Origin of the sequence: Mesorhizobium sp. CC13, assembly GCF_039907765.1 — a bacterium.
Classification (GTDB): Bacteria; Pseudomonadota; Alphaproteobacteria; order Rhizobiales; family Rhizobiaceae; genus Aminobacter.
The window spans coordinates 1-17754 of sequence record NZ_JARDJI010000028.1; the positions used below are offsets into that span (position 1 = coordinate 1).

At 68.6% G+C, this 17754-nt stretch carries 13 protein-coding genes; 7 read left to right on the forward strand and 6 right to left on the reverse strand.

Features of this window, described 5'->3' with window-relative positions:
- Positions 1-221: 221 nt before the first annotated feature.
- The 3 genes from rpe to PV773_RS23310 all read right to left on the reverse strand — a co-directional run bounded on the left by rpe (position 222) and on the right by PV773_RS23310 (position 6121).
- Positions 222-896 (reverse strand): ribulose-phosphate 3-epimerase, encoded by a 675-nt coding sequence (gene rpe, locus PV773_RS23300; RefSeq protein ID WP_347968653.1) that lies wholly within the window; start codon positions 894-896, stop codon positions 222-224.
- A gap of 153 nt (positions 897-1049) precedes the next feature.
- Positions 1050-4214 carry a hypothetical protein gene (locus PV773_RS23305; RefSeq protein ID WP_347968654.1) on the reverse strand — a complete coding sequence of 1055 codons (3165 nt, stop codon included), beginning with the start codon at positions 4212-4214 and terminating at the stop codon, positions 1050-1052.
- 11 nt (positions 4215-4225) lie between these two features.
- On the reverse strand, positions 4226-6121 hold the full coding sequence (locus PV773_RS23310; protein WP_347968683.1) for a hypothetical protein: 1896 nt from the start codon (positions 6119-6121) through the stop codon (positions 4226-4228).
- Between the two features lie 544 nt (positions 6122-6665).
- Between PV773_RS23310 and PV773_RS23315 the strand changes: the two genes are divergently transcribed.
- The 7 genes from PV773_RS23315 to PV773_RS23345 all read left to right on the forward strand — a co-directional run bounded on the left by PV773_RS23315 (position 6666) and on the right by PV773_RS23345 (position 14563).
- Positions 6666-7691 (forward strand): ABC transporter substrate-binding protein, encoded by a 1026-nt coding sequence (locus PV773_RS23315; RefSeq protein ID WP_347968655.1) that lies wholly within the window; start codon positions 6666-6668, stop codon positions 7689-7691.
- A gap of 80 nt (positions 7692-7771) precedes the next feature.
- A complete protein-coding gene (locus PV773_RS23320; protein WP_347968656.1) occupies positions 7772-9277 on the forward strand; it encodes a sugar ABC transporter ATP-binding protein in 1506 nt (501 codons plus the stop codon).
- Positions 9274-10263 carry an ABC transporter permease gene (locus tag PV773_RS23325; protein WP_347968657.1) on the forward strand — a complete coding sequence of 330 codons (990 nt, stop codon included), beginning with the start codon at positions 9274-9276 and terminating at the stop codon, positions 10261-10263. Before PV773_RS23320 ends, PV773_RS23325 begins: the two co-directional genes overlap by 4 nt.
- A complete protein-coding gene (locus tag PV773_RS23330; protein WP_347968658.1) occupies positions 10260-11234 on the forward strand; it encodes an ABC transporter permease in 975 nt (324 codons plus the stop codon). Before PV773_RS23325 ends, PV773_RS23330 begins: the two co-directional genes overlap by 4 nt.
- Positions 11231-12259, forward strand: a complete 1029-nt coding sequence (locus tag PV773_RS23335) for a LacI family DNA-binding transcriptional regulator (RefSeq protein WP_347968659.1) — start codon at positions 11231-11233, stop codon at positions 12257-12259. Before PV773_RS23330 ends, PV773_RS23335 begins: the two co-directional genes overlap by 4 nt.
- Positions 12260-12275: 16 nt before the next feature.
- Positions 12276-13520 (forward strand): Gfo/Idh/MocA family oxidoreductase, encoded by a 1245-nt coding sequence (locus tag PV773_RS23340; RefSeq protein WP_347968660.1) that lies wholly within the window; start codon positions 12276-12278, stop codon positions 13518-13520.
- Positions 13521-13690: 170 nt separating this feature from the next.
- Entirely contained in the window at positions 13691-14563 is an 873-nt protein-coding gene (locus tag PV773_RS23345) for a DUF2189 domain-containing protein (RefSeq protein ID WP_347968661.1), read from the forward strand.
- A gap of 31 nt (positions 14564-14594) precedes the next feature.
- On the opposite strand, the gene PV773_RS23350 is transcribed toward PV773_RS23345, so the two are convergent.
- The 3 genes from PV773_RS23350 to PV773_RS23360 form a co-directional block, all read right to left on the reverse strand.
- A complete protein-coding gene (locus tag PV773_RS23350; RefSeq protein WP_347968662.1) occupies positions 14595-15863 on the reverse strand; it encodes an RNA polymerase sigma factor in 1269 nt (422 codons plus the stop codon).
- Positions 15860-16234, reverse strand: coding sequence for a YciI family protein (locus tag PV773_RS23355; RefSeq protein ID WP_347968663.1), 375 nt, complete (start codon positions 16232-16234; stop codon positions 15860-15862). The genes PV773_RS23350 and PV773_RS23355 overlap by 4 nt, the downstream gene beginning before the upstream one ends.
- A 268-nt stretch (positions 16235-16502) precedes the next feature.
- The gene (locus PV773_RS23360; protein WP_347968664.1) at positions 16503-17738 is read right to left on the reverse strand and encodes an FAD-dependent oxidoreductase; all 1236 of its coding nucleotides are present in this window, start codon (positions 17736-17738) and stop codon (positions 16503-16505) included.
- Positions 17739-17754 lie beyond the last annotated feature (16 nt).

Genomic DNA, 17754 nt, shown 5'->3' on the forward strand with positions numbered 1-17754 from the left:
TCAGGTGACCTTGAACATCACCAGCCTGCCATGACCGCCCTCTCTCAGCGAATTTGCAGAACTCTCAGCACACTACCTCCGCAAATTTCGCCGCCGCCCCTCATCCCCTGCCGGACCTTCTCCCCGCAATGACGGGGAGAAGGAAGCCGGCCGCAACGCCGACGCCCCCTCGCCCCGTTCTTCACGGGGAGAGGGTAAGGGTGAGGGGCAATTTTCTTAGCTCAGATCGCAGCCTTCTCCGCCGCGGCCCGGATCGCCTCGATGTTCGCGGCATAGGCCGACGGCCCGCCCTTGAACACGGCATTGCCGGCGACCAGCACGTTGGCGCCGGCGGCGGTGACCAGCGGCGCGGTCTCCGGGGTCACGCCGCCGTCGATCTCGATGTCGATCGGGCGGTTGCCGATCAGCGCCTTGACGCGCTTGACCTTGTCGATGACCGCCGGGATGAAGGCCTGGCCGCCGAAGCCGGGATTGACCGTCATCAGCAGCACCAGGTCGAGCCGGTCGAGTACGTATTCGATGACCGATTCCGGCGTCGACGGGTTGAGCGACACGCCGGCCTTCTTGCCGAGATTCCTGATCGTCTGCAGCGAGCGGTCGAGATGCGGGCCGGCCTCGGCATGCACCGTGATGATGTCGCAGCCGGCATCGGCGAAGGCCGCGAGATACGGGTCTGCGGGCTCGATCATCAGGTGGCAGTCGAACACCTTGTCGGTGCGGTCGCGGATCGCCTTGATGACGGGCGGGCCGAAGGTGATGTTGGGCACGAAATGCCCGTCCATGACGTCGAGGTGGATCCAGTCGGCGCCGGCGGCGACGACCGCCTCGACCTCGTCGCCGAGCTTGGAGAAGTCGGACGACAGCACCGAAGGGGCGATCAGGGTCTTGTTGGTCACGTCCAGGCCTTTCAGCGGGCAGAGCGATTTTTCCGACTGCCTAATAGCGCGCGGCGCGAATGTCGAGAAAGGAATGCCGCCCTTTTCGCCACGGCGGCCTGAAAAGCAGAGCCCCGCCGGAAAAATCCGGCGGGGTTCCATGAGGTCGGCCGATCACTGCGGAATGATGTTGTTGGTCCTCGGCTGCTCACGCCGTTGCGGAATGAGCCCGCGGAACACATCCGGGTTGATCGGGATCTGCAGCGTCGGCGGCTGGCGGACCGGGCGGCAGTTCGGATACCGGCCGACCGTGCCGCGCGGGCACTGGCGCTCGATGGTCACGCACTGCCCGTTGATCAGCACCTCGCCGCGGCGGCAGACGGTGTCCTGCCGGTCGGGCACGCAGCGGCCGCGCACCAGCGACGTGCCTTCCGGGCACTGCACCGTCGGCGGCTTGCGGCATGCGCCCCGGATCAGCTGCGTTCCACGCGGGCAGACGCAGCGGCCGTCCTGCGTCCGGACCTGGCCCGGCAGCAGCTTGCACTGGCGTGCCGGCGGCGGCTCGGTCGACACGCATTTGCCCTTGGACAGTTGCGTGCCGCGCGGGCAGATGCAGCGCCCGTCCTGCGTCCGGACCTGGCCCGGCAGCAGCTTGCACTGGCGTGCCGGCGGCGGTTCGGTCGACACGCACTTGCCCTTGGACAGGTCCGTGCCGCGCGGGCAGACGCAGCGCCCGTCCTGGGTGCGGATCTGGCCGGGCAGCAGGCGGCACTGCGGCCTGACCGGCGGCGGCACCGGCGTCACCGAACCGCCGCCGCTCGTGCACTGGCCGTTGCGGAACGTCTTGCCCTCGGGGCAGACGCAGCGGCCGTCGGCGTTGAGCACGAAGCCTTCGGAGCACTGCTTCTTCTCTTCCTGCGCGATGGTGAAGCGGTGGCAGGCATAGGCCGAGGCACCACCGGCACCCGGCAGGCCGGCACCGCCGCCGCCGAGCTCGAGCCTGCGCACCGGCGTGTCGGGCGACAGCACCGCGACGCAGTTCTGTGCCGGGGTCGGCGCGTTGCGGTTGGCCAGGCGGGCGTCGTCGGGGATCACCACCGTCACCTGGTGCACGCGGCTCTCGCCGGCGCCCAGGCTGACATTGGCAATGCAGGACGACGGCAGCGTCGTCGGTTCGGGCGTGCAGCCGAAGGGCGGGCTGATCTCGGCGATCGTCACCCCCTCGAGCCGGCCGAGCCCGTCCACGCCGATCGCGTCGCCGATGCGGGCCGGGCCGGCGAAGGGCGCCGTGCCGCCGTTGCGGATCGTGATCTCGAACGTGCAGGGCCGGCCGACCTCGCACCTGAGGTCCCCGGTCTTCTCGACGGTGAGGTTCGGCCTTTGCGGGTCGCGGTTCGGGATGCGCATGGTGGCGCAGGCCTTGTTGTTGGCCAGCACCGTCTCGCCCGCTATCGCCCGCACCTCGCCGCAGTTGCGGATGATGTCGGACTGGTAGTCGGGCGGCACGATGGCGACCACGGAGAGCGGAACCGAGGCACCCGGCACCAGCGCCACGCCCGGATGGTCGCAGCGGAACTGGCCGGGGCCGGCGGGACCGCAGCTCCAGGGCGGCGTCGGCCCGAAGGTCGACGACGCCGGCGCGCCCGTCGGGTAGTCGTCCATCACCGTCAGCGGCCCGACATAGGTCTCGGTGCCGTTGTTCTGGACGCGGATCAGGAAGCTGCAGACGCCATCGGCGGTGCAGGCGACGGATCGCGGGTCCTTGGTGATGCGCAGGTCGACCTTCTTCTCGACCGGCGGACGGCAATCGGGATCGCCGCGGCGGCAGATCGGGACTGCGGCGCAGGCCTTGTCGTTGTCGGTGCGGCCGAAGACGTCGGGCTTGCCGCTTGCGGTGTAGTCGTATTCGGCGCAGTTGCGGATGTAGCGCGCCTCCCAGCCCGGCCCGGGCTTGAAGCCGATGTTGAGATCGACCCATTCGCCGGGGTCGAGCGTGGTCGCCGGATGCTCGCAGCTCATCGGGCTGGTGTTGGGCACGCAGGTCCACGGCGCATTCGGGCCGGAGTCGATCGAGGCGTTGCCGGGCAAGGTCACCTCATCGAGCACGATCTTGCCGTTGTAGGGGGCGTCGCCGGCATTGCTGACGCGGATGGTGAAGTCGCAGCCGCCCTCGGGCGTGCAGCGGGCCACGTCGGCGCGCTTTTCGATCTTGATGTCGGGCCGCTTCTCGGGCGGACACTGCAGATCGGGCGGAATGACGATGTCGATGGTCTGCGTGCAGCAGAGCCCGACGCCCTCCTCCGGCCCGGCATAGGTCTCGATGCCGGTGACGATGAGATGCACGACATCGCCGGGGCCGGCGCCCTCGATCTTCCAGTTCAGCACGCCGCCGCCGGGCGGGACGAGCTGCAGCGGCGGGTCGATGGTCACGCCAGGCGTCGTGGTGCGCAGTTGCACCCAGCGTCCGGCGAGTTCGGGGCCGACCGGCATGTTGTAGATATAGGCGCCGCCGCCCGGCACGCAGTCGACGTCGCCGCGCTCGACCTTGAAGCAGGCCTCCTTGTCGCCCGGGGGCGGCGGCGGGGGCGGTTCGCAGTCGGTCACGTCGATGCGGATCGAGGTCTTCTCGCCGGTGCGGAAATCGCCGTCGTCGGGCTTGGACGGGTCGTGCGAGGGTATCTCGACCGAGCCCGGACCCGCCGACAGCTTGACGAAGCCCTGGTTGTCCACGACCGCGGGCGCGGGGAAGGCAGCCTGGTCGATCAGCGCGGTGATGCGGATGTCGACATAGCGCTCGTTCGGGCCGCCGACGCCGTCGAGGTCGGTGGCCGAAAGCCGGAAGTCGGCAATCGTCGCGGTGTCGTTGGAGTTGGCGGTCGTGCCGATCACGCCGGCCGGCAGCGGGCCGCCGACGGCGTCGGTGCCGTCGCCGGAGGCCTGGACGTTGACGATCCTGAGGCCCGGGGGCAGCTGGTCGCGGAAGTCCATGCGCAGCGACTTCAGCCCGTTGGCGAAGGCCGGATCGAAGAACTTGTCCGGATTGCCGCGGGCGCCGAAGCGCAGGTTGTAGATAACGTAGTCGCAGTTGCGCTGGGCGCCCTTCTTGGTGAAGAACGGCACCACCTCGTCGTGGCCGGGATGCGGCTCGACGCGGTCGAGCCTGAGGTCCGGAACGACGTCGGGAAGCGGCTGGGCAACGGCGGGCACGGCGGCGAGCGCGACACCTGCCGCCACCAGCCAGCGCGCTCCGCGCCTGGCGAGTGACAGGGGTTTCATGATCGTCTCCATGACGTTTGGGTTGCTCTGCGAAACGAGCGGGGTGGGAGCGAAAGCGTTCATCTCTCCCTCCCTCACGGTTCGCAGCTTGCGGCGGGCGTCGCGAGCGGCACGACCACCTTGCAGCACGGATAGTAGCCGCCCTTGTCGGCGTCCGACTTCTTGTAGAAGCACAGACCGACATTGACGGTGTCGCCGGGGAAGTTGCCGGTCACGCCGATGGTGAAGGGCGCGCCCGCCGGCTTGGTCTGCTGCAGCGGCGTGATGCCGACGCCCGGCGTCCTGGAATCGGCCTTGACGGAATCGCCGCCGATGCCTGCAACGTCACGGACATAGAGATCGGCCTCGAGCCCGGCCGGGGTACAGAAATACTCGACCGCCTCGATGTCGAGGCAGGGCGGCAGGTTGCCGGGCGGCGGGAAGTCCGGCGGCCACAACGGCGTCGGATAATCGCCCGGATAGGGGATCTGCTCATAGTAGCCGGCGCGGCCCTCGCAGGGACGCCAGACCTCGACGTCGCCGACATGGCCCTCGACTTCCGCGTCGTCGAAGAAACTGTCGAAATCGACGAACCACGAGCCGAAGGGCGGGACGTTGGCGGGCTTGACCAGGGAGGTGGCGGTCAGCTGCACGCCATGCACCGCGAACGGTCCGCCCGGCGCCAGCTGGTCGGCGAGCGCCGGGTTGTCCCTCAGCCGGTCGCCGGTCTTGACGATGGTGTCGGTGCAGGCGTTGGGGTTGATGAGCCCCTGCGCATCGTAGCCATATTGCAGGTCGATGCCGCCGGCCGACTGGCGGTTACCTTCCGGGAAGCCCACCGCATATTCCTGCGGCACCGGCACCCAGATGCTCTCGGTCGCCGGATCGTCCGGGCTTTCGCGCCAGTAGCGCACGACCTCGCCCTTGCCCGCGTCGGCGAAGCGCGAATAGTCATAGCGGTTGTCGACCTCGCCGCGCTGGGCGAGATACATGAAGCCGCGGCCGTCGAAGGCGATGTCGGTGACCGGCAGCGCCTCGTCGGCCACGACCGTCAGCTCCCAGCGGGCGTCGGCGCCGAAGCGGCCGTCGCGGCCGATGCCGACCGACCAGATCTCGGCCTTGTCGCCGACCGCGTAGTAGACGCGTCCGCCGTGGAAGGCTGTGCCCCAGACCCGGCGCTCGTCCTGGGTGTAACCCCAGCTGTCCGGATCCTCGGTATCGAAGGCGGCCCCCTGGATGTCCATCACCGAGCCGTCGTCGGCGACCGCGGCGAGGCCGCGCGCCGGCCTGCCGGCGACGCCGTGGTCGAAGCTGTCGAGCACGGCGCCCGTGGCGTCGATGCGGTATATCAGGCCGTCGTCCAGGTCGGAGGCGAAGAACTGGCGGTGCACCTTGTCGAAGCTGACGTCGCCGATGCCGGGGCCGCTGTCGCTGTCGACGTCGGCGAATTTCGACACCGCGCCGGTGATGCCGTCGATGCGCCAGATCGTGCCGGGGCCGCCGCCGCTCTCCTCGCCGAACTGGCCGGCCATGAAGCTGGCGCCCGCCGCGCCGCGGCGCTGGCGCTCGGGCCTGCCGTCACCATCGGCGTCGGGGGTGACGATGCGGAGGCCGTGCAGCGAGGTCGCGCCCGCGTAGAGGTCGGGCACGCCCGATGGCGTACCGTCGCGAACGCCGTCGTCATAGGTCAGCGCGAAGACCTGGCCGATCTGGCCGGCAAGCACCTCGAAGGGCAACGGCGTGTTGACGAGCTGGCCTGCCGGCGGCCCGCCGAGGGCGGAGACGTCGAAGACGCGCAAGGTGGCGCGCCCGGTGTCGATGAAGGTTTCGTCGACCGGGTCGGCGCCCGGCGGCAGGCCTTCCTCGATGCCGGGGATGAGCGTGCCGGAGAAGCCGGTGACGGCCATCGAGCCGGGGTTGATGATCTGGGTCTGCTGTGCGCGGGCCGCCGATGGGAGCCACAGGCTCGCCGCGAGCGCCAAGGCGAGCATGCCCGCATCGAGCGCCAGCGCGCGCGCACCCGGGGATCGGGTCTCGAGTGCATCGTTACCGCCGCCACAGCGCGCCATGACACCTCTCCCGGATAGTGCGGAAGAAGGCGCCGGAGCGCAGGCAGGAGCCAAGCGCTGGTACCGGGCACTTTCCTCCCTTGCAGTCCTGCGATTGTCCCCTACTGGAACGATACGCTTGGGTTCACCTAGGGTCAATGCAAGTGCCCCCGGGCGTCGCGTGTCCACCCACTGCCTGAGGCGGTGGCCACGCTGGGCCTGGGGTGATCCCGGTGACCCGTGACATGTGCTGTAGTCCGTCATGGGTTTTCCTTGGTTCTTGGTTGGGGCGCCGCACCATGCGGTGCCTGGCTCCTGGGTCGGCCCGGCAGGCGCAAAGGTTCAGGAGGATCGCGGGTCGCCGGCGAGAATCTTCCCAGGCGCGACAAGGCCGCCAGACACCGGAAAAGGCCGGAAAATGCCGATTGAAATCGATTACATAATCTGCCTATGATACTCTGCAGCAGTTTTGCATCGGGAGGAGCAAATGAAGAGACTTGCAGCACTGGCGCTCACCACGGTCGCCGCACTCGCCGTGTCGGCGTTCTCGGTCCAGGCCGAGAGCTTCAAGATCGGCCTGTCCAACGGCTGGGTCGGCAGCGAATGGCGCACCCAGATGATCGAGGAAGCGCAGGCGGCCGCGGCTGCCTGGAAGGAAAAGGGCGTCGACGTCGAGGTGGTGGTGCAGAGCGCCAATGTCGACGTGCCCGGCCAGATCGCGCATGTGCGCAACTTCATCAACGAGGGCGTCAACGCCATCATCATCAACCCGAACAGCCCGACGGCCTTCGATCCGGTCTTCGCCCAGGCCAAGGAAGCCGGCATCCTGGTGATCTCCACCGATGCCGAAGTGTCCTCGCCCGACGCCGTCTATGTCGGCATCGACCAGAAGGCCTGGGGCGCGGCGGGCGCCAAGTGGCTGGCCGAGACGCTCGGCGGCAAGGGCAACGTCGTCGCCATCAACGGCGTCGCCGGCCACCCGGCCAACGAGATGCGCGTCGCCGGCTACAAGGAAGTGTTCGGCCAGTATCCCGACATCAAGATCGTCAACGAAGTCAACGCCAACTGGGACCAGGCGCAGGGCCAGCAGGCGATGCAGAACCTGCTCGCCACCAACCCCGACATCAGCGGCGTGTGGGTGCAGGACGGCATGGCCGCCGGCGCCTGGAAGTCGATCATCGACGCCGGCAAGCAGTCGTCGATCGCGGCCACGGGCGAGATCCGCAAGGACTTCATCGACCTCTGGACCAAGGACAAGCTGAACTCGGGCGCCTCGGTGAACCCGCCCGGCGTGATGGCTTCCGCGCTCAACGTCGCGGTGCTGATGCTGCAGGGCAAGGAGCTGAAGGAGCCGGCGACGGCTGGGCAGTACAAGAACGCCATGTACCTGCCGATCCCGTTCATCGACGGCAAGAACCTTGGCGACGCCGCCAAGGCGGTCGAAGGCAAGCCGGGCTACTATTCCTACACCAGCCAGCTTTCCATCGAAGACGCCGAAAAGCTGTTCAAGTAAGCTTCTCCCAGGACGGGGGACGCGCGCCTGCCCGCAGGCCTGCGTCCCCGCGACCGACGAAGCACCGGGAAGCCACTGCCATGTCCAAAATCGAGCTCCGCGGCGTAAGCAAGGCTTACGGCGCCACCCTGGCCCTGCGCCGCGGCGACCTCTCGATCGACGCCGGCGAGGTGCATGTGCTGATCGGCTCGAACGGGTCGGGCAAGAGCACGCTGTGCAAGATCCTGGCGGGCAGCGTCCGCCCCGACGGCGGCGAGATCCTGATCGACGGCAAGCCGGTCACCATTGGCGGCCCGCGCGCGGCGCGCGACCACGGCATCGGCATCTTCTACCAGGAGCTCAGCCTGGCGCGGCACCGCAGCGTGGCCGAAAACATCTGCCTGCCCGACCTGCCCGCCAACCGCGCAGGTTTCGTCGACCGCGACGCGCTGGAAAAGCGCGCCGCCCGCTACATCGCCCTGTTCGGCGCCGTCGCCGGCGAAGGCTTCTCCGCCGAGACGGCGGTCGACAACCTGCGCGCCGACCAGCGCCAGCTGGTCGAGATCATGAAGGCGCTCGCCACCGAGGCGCCGGTGCTCATCTTCGACGAGCCGACCTCGGCGCTCGACCGAGCCCAGGTCGACCGGTTCTTCGAGATCCTGCGCGGGCTCAAGGCCGACGGCCGCAGCATCATCTTCATCTCGCACCGCATGGACGAGATCTTCGCGATCGGCGACCGCGTCACCGTCATCCGCGACGGCGAGACCGTCGGCACCGAGAAGATCACCGAGACCAATCCGGCGGCGGTGATCCGGCTGATGGTCGGCGCGCAGGACGAGCTCGCCCCCGGCCACGCCGCGCCGCCGGCCATTGCCGCCACCGACCGCTCGCCGGTGCTGGCGGTGAAGAACCTCTCCGGCAAGGGTTTCGCCAATGTCGGCTTCGAGGTCGCCAGGGGCGAGATCCTCGGCTTCGGCGGCCTGCACGGCCAGGGCCAGTCCTCTGTGCTGCGCGCCGTCTTCGGCGTCAACCCGGTCGGCTCGGGCGAGATCACGCTCGACGGCAAGACGTTCGCCGCCAGCAACCCGCGCGAGGCGATCCGGCGCGGCCTGGCCTATGTCTCCGGCGATCGCGGCCGCGACGGCGTCATCTCCGGCCGGCCGATCCTCGAGAACGTGACGCCGATCCACTATCTGCGCCGGAAGCTCAGGCTGGCGCGGCCCGCGACGCTGGCCGAGCGCGTCAGGCCGGCGCTCGAGGCCCTGCACACCAAGTTCGGCGGCCTCGCCCACCCGATCAATTCGCTGTCGGGCGGCAACCAGCAGAAGATCGTCATCGCCCGCTGGCTGATCGACCGGCCGGACGTGCTGCTGCTCGACGACCCGACCAAGGGCATCGACCTTTCGGCCAAGACCGACCTGTTCACGCTGATCCGCAAGCTGGCGGCCGAGGGCATGGGCATCGTGCTCTATTCGTCGGAGGACGCAGAGCTGCTCAACAACGCCGACCGCATCCTCGTCTTCAACGGCGGCCAGGTGCGGCGCGAACTCACCGGCGCCGACAGGACGCGCTACAATCTCTACCAGGCAGCATACGAGGCCGCGTGATGGGAACCGCGACCCTTCCCACGACCAGATCCGGCGGGCTCAAGCGCCTCGTCGAGCGCTACCCCTTCCTGCCGGCGCTGCTGATCGCGATCGTGCTGCTCGCCCTCAACGGCCTCTACCAGCCGCGCAGCGTAAGCTTCATCGGCATCACCGGGCTGGTGAAGACCTATCTCGCGCTGATGATGCTCGCCATCGCCCAGACCTATGTCGTCTATGCCGGCGACATCGACCTCTCGGCGGGGGCCATCGTGTCGCTGGTCAACGTCGTCATCGTCGTGCTGATGGAGAAGATGGGCGGCAGCGGCCTCTCGGTCGTCGCCGCGCTCGGCATAGGCCTGCTCGCCGGCCTCGCCTGCGGCATCGTCAACGGCCTCGTGGTCGCCGCACTCAGGCTGCAGGCGATCGTCGCCACCTTCGCCACCTCGATCTTCTTCACCGGGCTCGCGCTCTACGTCATGCCGGTCGCCGGCACGCCGGCGCCGGCCGCCTTCTGGCGCACCTATGGCGGCCGCTTCTTCGACATCCCCTTCGTCTTCTACGCCGTGATCGTGCTGGCCGTCGTGCTCTACGTGCTTGCCCGCACGCGGCTTTCGACGCAGTTGCTCGCCGTCGGCGACGACGCCCAGGCTGCCTTTCAGAGCGGCCTGCCGGTGACGAGAATCCGCATCCAGGGCTATGCGCTGTGCGGCTTGTTCGCAGCGCTCGCCGCCTTCTGCATCACCGGCGACACGGCGAGCGGCGACCCGCTGGTCGGCGGCAAGATGACCCTGTTCTCGGTGGCGGCGGTGGTGCTCGGCGGCAGCGCGCTGTCGGGCGGCTACGGCACCGTCGTCGGCTCGATCATCGGCGCGCTGATCATCGGCCTCATCAACTCGCTCGTCTTCTTCGTCGGCACGCCGTCGGAATGGCAGAACCTGGTCCAGGGCCTCGCCATCCTTGTAGCGCTGATGGCGGGCGTGCTCGTCGGCCGGAGGGCACGCGCATGACCGTCACCACCGGAACCTCGCCGGTGCTGGCCTTCCTCAAACGGCCGCTGGTGGTGGCGCTGATCCTGATCGCGGCACTGCTGCTGCTCGGCGAGGCGCTGTCGCCCGGCTTCGCCTCGGTCCAGCAGGTCCTGCGCCTGTTGATCGTGGCTGCCCTGCTCGGCATCGTCGCCGCCGGCCAGAACCTCGTCATCCTCGGCGGCCGCGAGGGCATCGACCTCTCCGTCGGCGGGGTCATCTCGCTGTCGGCCATCATCGCCGGCAACGTCATGAACGGCGCCGACGGCGGCATTCTGCCGGCGATCGTCGCATGCGTCGTGGCCGGCGGGCTGATCGGCCTGTTCAACGGGCTCGGCGTCACCCTGCTGCGCATCCCGCCGCTGGTCATGACGCTCGGCATGCTCGGCGTGCTGCAGGGCCTGCTGGTGGTGGTGCGCAACGGCATCCCCTCGGGCCTCGCCGCGCCCGGCCTGTCGCAATTCGTCACCCGGCCGTTCCTGCTCGGGCTGCCGGGCATCATCTGGCTGTGGGTGGCGATCGGGCTGTTGATGGCCTTCATGCTGACCCGCACCGTCTACGGCCACCGCATCTATGCCATCGGCTCCAACGAGCAGGCGGCCTTCATGGCCGGCGTGCCGGTGAGGGCGACACGGATTTCGCTTTTCGTGCTGTCGGGTGTGTTCGCCGCCATTGCCGGCATCTGCCTGCTCGGCTATTCGGGCACCTCCTTCGCCAATGTCGGTGAGCAATACATGCTGCCCTCGATCATCGCCGTCGTCTTCGGCGGCACGCCGCTCGCCGGCGGCAAGGGCGGCTACACCGGCACCATGGCCGGCGCCCTGCTGCTGGTCATCCTGCAGGGCATCCTGACCACGGTGAACATCGACGAATCCGGCAGGCAGATGGTGTTCGGCGCAACCCTGCTCCTGCTGATGCTGTTCTACGGACGCGGAAGGGCGATGCGCGGATGAACGAACGTCCCAAGATCAAGGACATCGCCGAGCGGCTCGGCGTTTCGGCCGCCACCGTGTCGCGGGCGCTCAACGACAGCGGACTGGTCGCCGAACCGACGCTCAGCCGTATCCGCGACGTGGCGCGCGAGATGAACTACCGGCCCAATGTCAGCGCCCGCAACCTGCGCACGCAGAAGGCGATGGCGGTGCTGATGGTGGTGCGCGACGTCGGCAACCCGTTCTATCTCGAGATCCTCAAGGGGGTCGAGGCGACCGCCCGCGCCGCCGGCTACTCGGTGCTGATGGGCAACACGGAAAACGACTCCGACCGCGAGATCGAATATTTCGACATGCTGCGCGACGGCCATGCCGACGGCATGATCCTGATGACCGGCAAGCTGCCCGAGCGCCCCGGCTTTGCCGGCCAGGCAGCCGGCGGCGCGCCCATCGTGGTGGCGCTGGAGGAGATCGAGAACGCCGGCTTCCCGCATGTCATGGTCGACAACGAGGCCGCCGCCCGCAACGCGGTCGAACATCTGATCGGGCTCGGCCACCGGCGCATCGCCCACATCTCCGGCCCGGTTCCCGAGCTCATGAGCATCAGCCGCCGCGCGGGCTATCGCCAGGCGATGGCAGCCGCCGGCCTTGCCATCCCCGCCGGCTACGAGCAGCGCGGCGACTATCTGCTGCACACCGGCCAGCATCTGTGCCGCGCCCTGTTCGAACTGCCGGAACCGCCGACTGCGATCTTCGTCGCCAACGACGAGATGGCCTTCGGCGTCATCCATGAATTGCGCGGCCTCGGCCTCGACGTGCCCGGCGACGTCTCGGTCGTCGGCTTCGACGACCTGTTCCTCTCAGAGGCCTTCTATCCGCCGCTGACCACGGTCAGCCAGCCGCGCACCGACATCGGCCGCGCCGCCATGACCATGCTTCTCGACCTTCTGTCAGGCGGTGCCACGCCGCGCAAGCCGGTGATGCTGCCGACGGCGCTGAAGGTGCGTGGCACCACGGCCGCGGCGAAAACGACCGCAGAATCGTGACGACGGGAAAACGACCATGACCGGACTGCCCAGACAGCGCCTGCGCGTAGGCTTCGTCGGAAGCGGCTTCATCGCCGAGTTCCACCTCAAGGGCATGCTCGGCGTGCGCAATGTCGACGTCACCGGCGTCTTCAGCCGCAGGGCGGAGAACCGCGCCCGCTTCGCCGCCCGCGTCGCCGAACTCGGCCTCGGCCACTGCACCAGCCACGACAGCCTGGAAGCACTGGTCAACGCCGGCGACGTCGACGCGATCTGGATTCTCTCGCCCAACTACACCCGCCTCGACGTGATGCGCACCATCCACGCCGAGGTGAAGGCTGGGCGAAGCAGGGTGATCGCGGTCGCCTGCGAGAAGCCGCTCGCCCGCACCGTCGCCGAAGCGCGCGAGATGCTGCGCCTGGCGGAAGATGCCGGCCTCAACCACGGCTACCTGGAGAACCAGGTGTTCTGCACGCCGGTGCTGCGCGGCAAGGACATCGTCTGGCGCCGCGCCGCCTCGACCACCGGCCGGCCCTATCTCGCGCGGGCGGCGGAAGAGCATTCCGGCCCGCACGAGCCATGGTTCTGGCAGGGCGACAAGCAGGGCGGCGGCGTGCTGTCGGACATGATGTGCCACAGCGTCGAGGTAGCCCGCCACCTGCTCACCAAGCCGGGAGCCTCCCGCAAGTCGCTGACCGTCAAGCAGGTCAACGGCACCGTCGCGACGCTCAAATGGACGCGGCCCAACTATGCCGAGCAGCTCAGCAAGCGCTTTGGCGCGGAGGTCGACTACCGCAACCGCCCGTCGGAGGATTTTGCCCGCGGCACGGTGCTTCTGGAAGACGAGGACGGCAACGAACTGGTGATCGAGGCCACCACCTCCTGGGCCTATGTCGGCGCCGGCCTGCGCATCCAGCTCGAGCTGCTCGGGCCGGAATATGCGATGGAGTTCAACTCGCTCAACACCGGTCTCAAGATCTTCATGTCGCGCGAGGTCAGGGGCGAGGAAGGCGAGGACCTGGTCGAGAAGCAGAACGCCGAGCAGGGACTGATGCCGGTGCTGGAGGACGAGGCCGGCGTCTATGGCTACACCGACGAGAACCGCCACATGGTCGAGTGCTTCCGCAAGGGCGAGACGCCGATGGAAACCTTCCATGACGGCCTCGCCGTGGTCGAGATCCTGATGGGGCTCTACCGCTCGGCCGAGATCAACGGCTCGGTCTCGTTCCCCGCGCCCGAACTGGAGGACTATGTGCCGGTGGTGGCGCGCCGCGGCGCCTGACCGGACCCGCCGGCTGCGGCGCCTGGCAGCGTCCCGGGCAGTGCGGCCAGGGTCGCCAAATCACTCGAAGCGCGTTATCCTTGGCATGGTGAAGGTCGCGGCTTTGGCGTGACCAGTCATGCTGAGCCCGGGCCGTGACCCCCACCCAACCTGTTCCAGGAGGAGTGGTCATGGCAATTTTCCATGTGTACTCGGGCGCCACCAGGACGCTCCAGCATCCCGCCATCCGCCGCATAACGGTGGCGGATGTGTTCGACGCGCTGCGCCTGGGCTTCGACGACTTTTGGGAAAAGCCGTCGCATTACGTTTTCCTGTGCCTGATCTACCCGATCGTCGGGGTGCTTCTCATCACCTGGACGTCGGGCGGCAACGCCCTGCAGCTCATTTTCCCGCTGATGTCGGGATTTGCCTTGCTCGGACCCTTCGCCGGGATAGGCCTGTACGAGATCAGCCGCAGGCGCGAGCAAAACCTCGACACGTCCTGGTGGCATGCCTTGGATGTCAGGCATTCGCCGGCCATTCCCGCGATGGCGGTCATCGGCGTCATGCTGCTCGCACTGTTCGTCGCCTGGCTCCTGGTCGCGCAGGCGCTCTACACCTGGTTCTACGGGCCGGCTGCGCCGCAGTCGATGACATCGTTCCTCGGCGATCTCTTCACCACCCAGCGCGGCTGGACGCTGATCGTGCTCGGCAATCTGATCGGATTCCTGTTTGCGCTGGTGGTGCTCTGCACCACCGTCGTCGCCTTTCCGCTGCTGCTCGACTGCGACGTCGGCGCCTATGCCGCGATCGAGACCTCGGTGCGGGCGGTGCTGGGCAATCCGGTGCCGATGCTGCTGTGGGGCCTGATCGTCGCGGTCGCGCTGCTGATCGGGTCACTGCCGCTGCTGGCGGGCCTCGCCATCGTCATCCCGGTGCTCGGCCACGCGACGTGGCACCTCTATCGCAAGGTCGTGGAAATACCGGTCGGCATGAAGACACCCCTGCCACCTTCTCTTCGTAAAGAGGACGATGGACGATTCCCATATTGGCTTCGCTGGTAGTCGAGGCAGCCGAGCAGCGCCGCGCGGGTGGCTAGGCCGACATGCCGTTGCGCGGGCGGCTCTCGGCCGACAGCCGGTCGAGATGCATGCGGATATGGGCCGCCTCGGCCGCCGTATTGGCCAGCGCGATCGCCCGCCCGAAGGCCTCGCGCGCCTCTTCGTCGCGGCCGAGCTGCATCAGCAGCCCGCCCTTCACGCCGAAGAAATGGAAATAGCCGGCGAGCTTGGGCTCCAGCGGCTCGATCAGCTTCAGCGCCGCCTCGGGCCCGCGCAGCTTGGCGAAGGCGACGGCGCGGTTCAGCGTCACCACCGGCGACGGCGTCATCGATTCCAGCACCGAATAGAGCAGGTCGATCTCGGCCCAGTCGGTGTCCTCGGGCCGCGCGGCGCGGGCGTGAAGTGCGGCGATCGCCGACTGGATCTGGTAGGGGCCGGGCCGGCGATGGCGCATCGCCTTGTCGATCAGCGCCAGGCCCTCGTCGATCAGCGCCCGGTTCCAGAGCGTGCGGTCCTGGTCCTCCATCAGCACCAGCTCGCCCTCGGCGTTGAAGCGGGCGGCGGCGCGGGCGTGCTGGAGCAGCAGCAGCGCCGACAGTCCCATCACCTCCGGCTCGGTCTGGAACAGGCGCAGCAGCAGCCGCGCCAGCCTGATCGCTTCCTCGCACAGCGGCGCCCGGTTGGCGAACTCGGCCGCACCCGCCGAGTAGCCCTCGTTGAAGACGAGGTAGACCATGGCCAGCACCGCCGCGAGCCGCTCCGAGCGCTCGACCGGTCCCGGCGCCTCGAACGGCACGTTGGCGTTGGCGATGCGCCCCTTGGCGCGGGTGATGCGCTGCTCCATGGCGCTTTCGCCGACGAGGAAGGCGCGCGCGATCTGCTTGACCGACAGGCCCGAGACGATGCGCAGGGCGAGCGCGATCTGCTGGGTGGCCGGCAGGTCGGGATGGCAGCAGATGAACAGCAGCCGCAGGATGTCGTCGCGATAGTGCGCGCCGTCGAGTCGGTCGACGACCTCGCCCTCGACGTCGTCGAGATCGGAGACCGTCTCCTCCGGCGGCATCGGCGCCTGCTTGGCGCGGCGGCGGGCGGCATCGATGCCGGAGTTGCGGCCTACGAAGATCAGCCAGGCGGCCGGATCGCGCGGCGGTCCGTTCTTCGGCCAGGTGCGCAGGGCGCGCAGGCAGGCCTCCTGGAACGCCTCCTCCGCGGTGTCGAGGTCGCGGAAATAGCGCAGCAGGGCTGCCACGGCCTGCGGCCGGGCGGAGGAAAGGGCCGTGTTGATCCAGGCCGGGTCTGTCATGCTGCCTCTCGTCCAGGGAAAAAGGCGCCGATCGGGCGCAATTCGTAGGAGCCGCCGCCCGGATTGGCCTCGGCAAGTTCCCTGGCGACGTCCACGGCGTCGTCGAGGCTGGCGCAATCGACGACATAGAAGCCGAGGAACTGTTCCTTGGTTTCGGCGAAGGGCCCGTCGATGACCAGCGGCTCGTCCCTGGTCTTGCGCAGCGTGGTCGCCGCCGTCGTCGGCATCAGCCTTGCCACGGGTCCCAGCCGGCCCTGGTCGCGCAGCTTGCCGGTGACCACGGCCAGCCGCGCCATCACCTCGTCGTCCTGTTCCTTCGACCAGGCGCAGACCACGTCTTCGTTGTTGTAGCAAAGGATCGCATAGAGCATCGGTTCGGTTCCTCATGACTAGGACGAACAGATATGTGCATTGCCGACAGAGCATCGGCAATTTTTTTGTCGGCATGAGGGAGCCGAACTTGCACCCCCACCCCTAACCCCTCCCCACAAGGGGGAGGGGGACTTGCGCCACCGCCGTGCCTCGAGGACAGATGGCTTCGTCGTGGCCGTGGCGAGGGCAGAATCCCCCTCCCCCTTGTGGGGAGGGGTTAGGGGTGGGGGTAACTCGTCCACAAGCGCGCTCGAAGTGGGCGCGGGCTCACCCCTGCACTGGCAGCGCCGCGAGTGCGGCCTTCAGCGCTTCCGCCCCGCCCGCCACCATCTCCGCCGTCGGCGAGAAGCCGAGGCCGAGCATCTTGCGGCCGAGCATGTGGTCGGCCGGGCGGTTGACCGATTCGATCGCCGCCAGCCGGTCGGCGATGAAGTGATAGACCGAGAAGCGGTTTTCCGACGGGTCGCCCGACAGGACCTGCCGGTCGCTGCCCATGGTCAGCCCCACCATCTGCAGCTTCATGTCGCCGATGTCGGACCAGAACCACGGCACGGCGGTGTAGTCGCCGTCATGGCCGACGATGGTGCGCGCCGCGAGCTTGGCCTGGTCGGTGGCGTTCTGCACCGATTCCAGCCTGACGTCCGCGCCGGTCTGCCAGTGGCGGAAGTTGGCGTTGTCGCCGACGGCGAGGATGTTCTCGACCGAGCTGCGCATCCGGCCGTCGATGCGGACACCGTTGGCGACGGCGAGGCCGGCTGCCTGGGCCAGCTCGACATTGGGCACGACGCCGATGCCGATGACGACCATCTTCGCCGGCAGACGTTCGCCGGCGGACGTCATCGCACCAGCGACATGGCCGTTGTCGCCCTCGATGCGCTCAATGGTGGTCCCGAGCAGGATGCGCACGCCCGACGCCTCCAGCCGCTTGCGCACGTGCTCGGCGATCAGCGGCGCCACGGCGCGGCCGAGCAGCCGGTCGAGCGCCTCGACGACGGTGACGCGGCGGCCGCCGGCGGCGAGCGTGGCTGCGATCTCGAGCCCGATGAAGCCGCCGCCGATGACGACGACGTCCTCGCTCGCGGTACTGTGGTCGCGGATCAGCCTCGCATCGGCCACCGAGCGCAGCGACAGCACGCCGGCCAGGTCCGAACCCTGAAGCGGCAGTACCCGCGGCCGCGAGCCGGTGGCGAGGACGAGATGGTCGTAGGCGAGGTCCTGGCCGCCGGCGAGCGCGAGGCGCTGGGCCGCGACGTCGATGCCCTCCACCAGCGAACCGGGGCGGAAATCGATCGAATGGCCGGAGTAGAACACCTCGCCGCGCAACGGCTGCGGCTGGGCGGCCGGGTCCTTGATGAAGGTCTTGGACAGCGGCGGCTTGTGGTAGGGCAGCTCGCTCTCGTCGCCGAGCAGGATGACCGGGCCGTCATAGCCCTCCTCGCGCAGGCTGGCTGCCGCCTGCACGCCGGCATGACCCGCACCGACAATCACCACACCGTTCTTCATGCTCGCCTCTGCAATA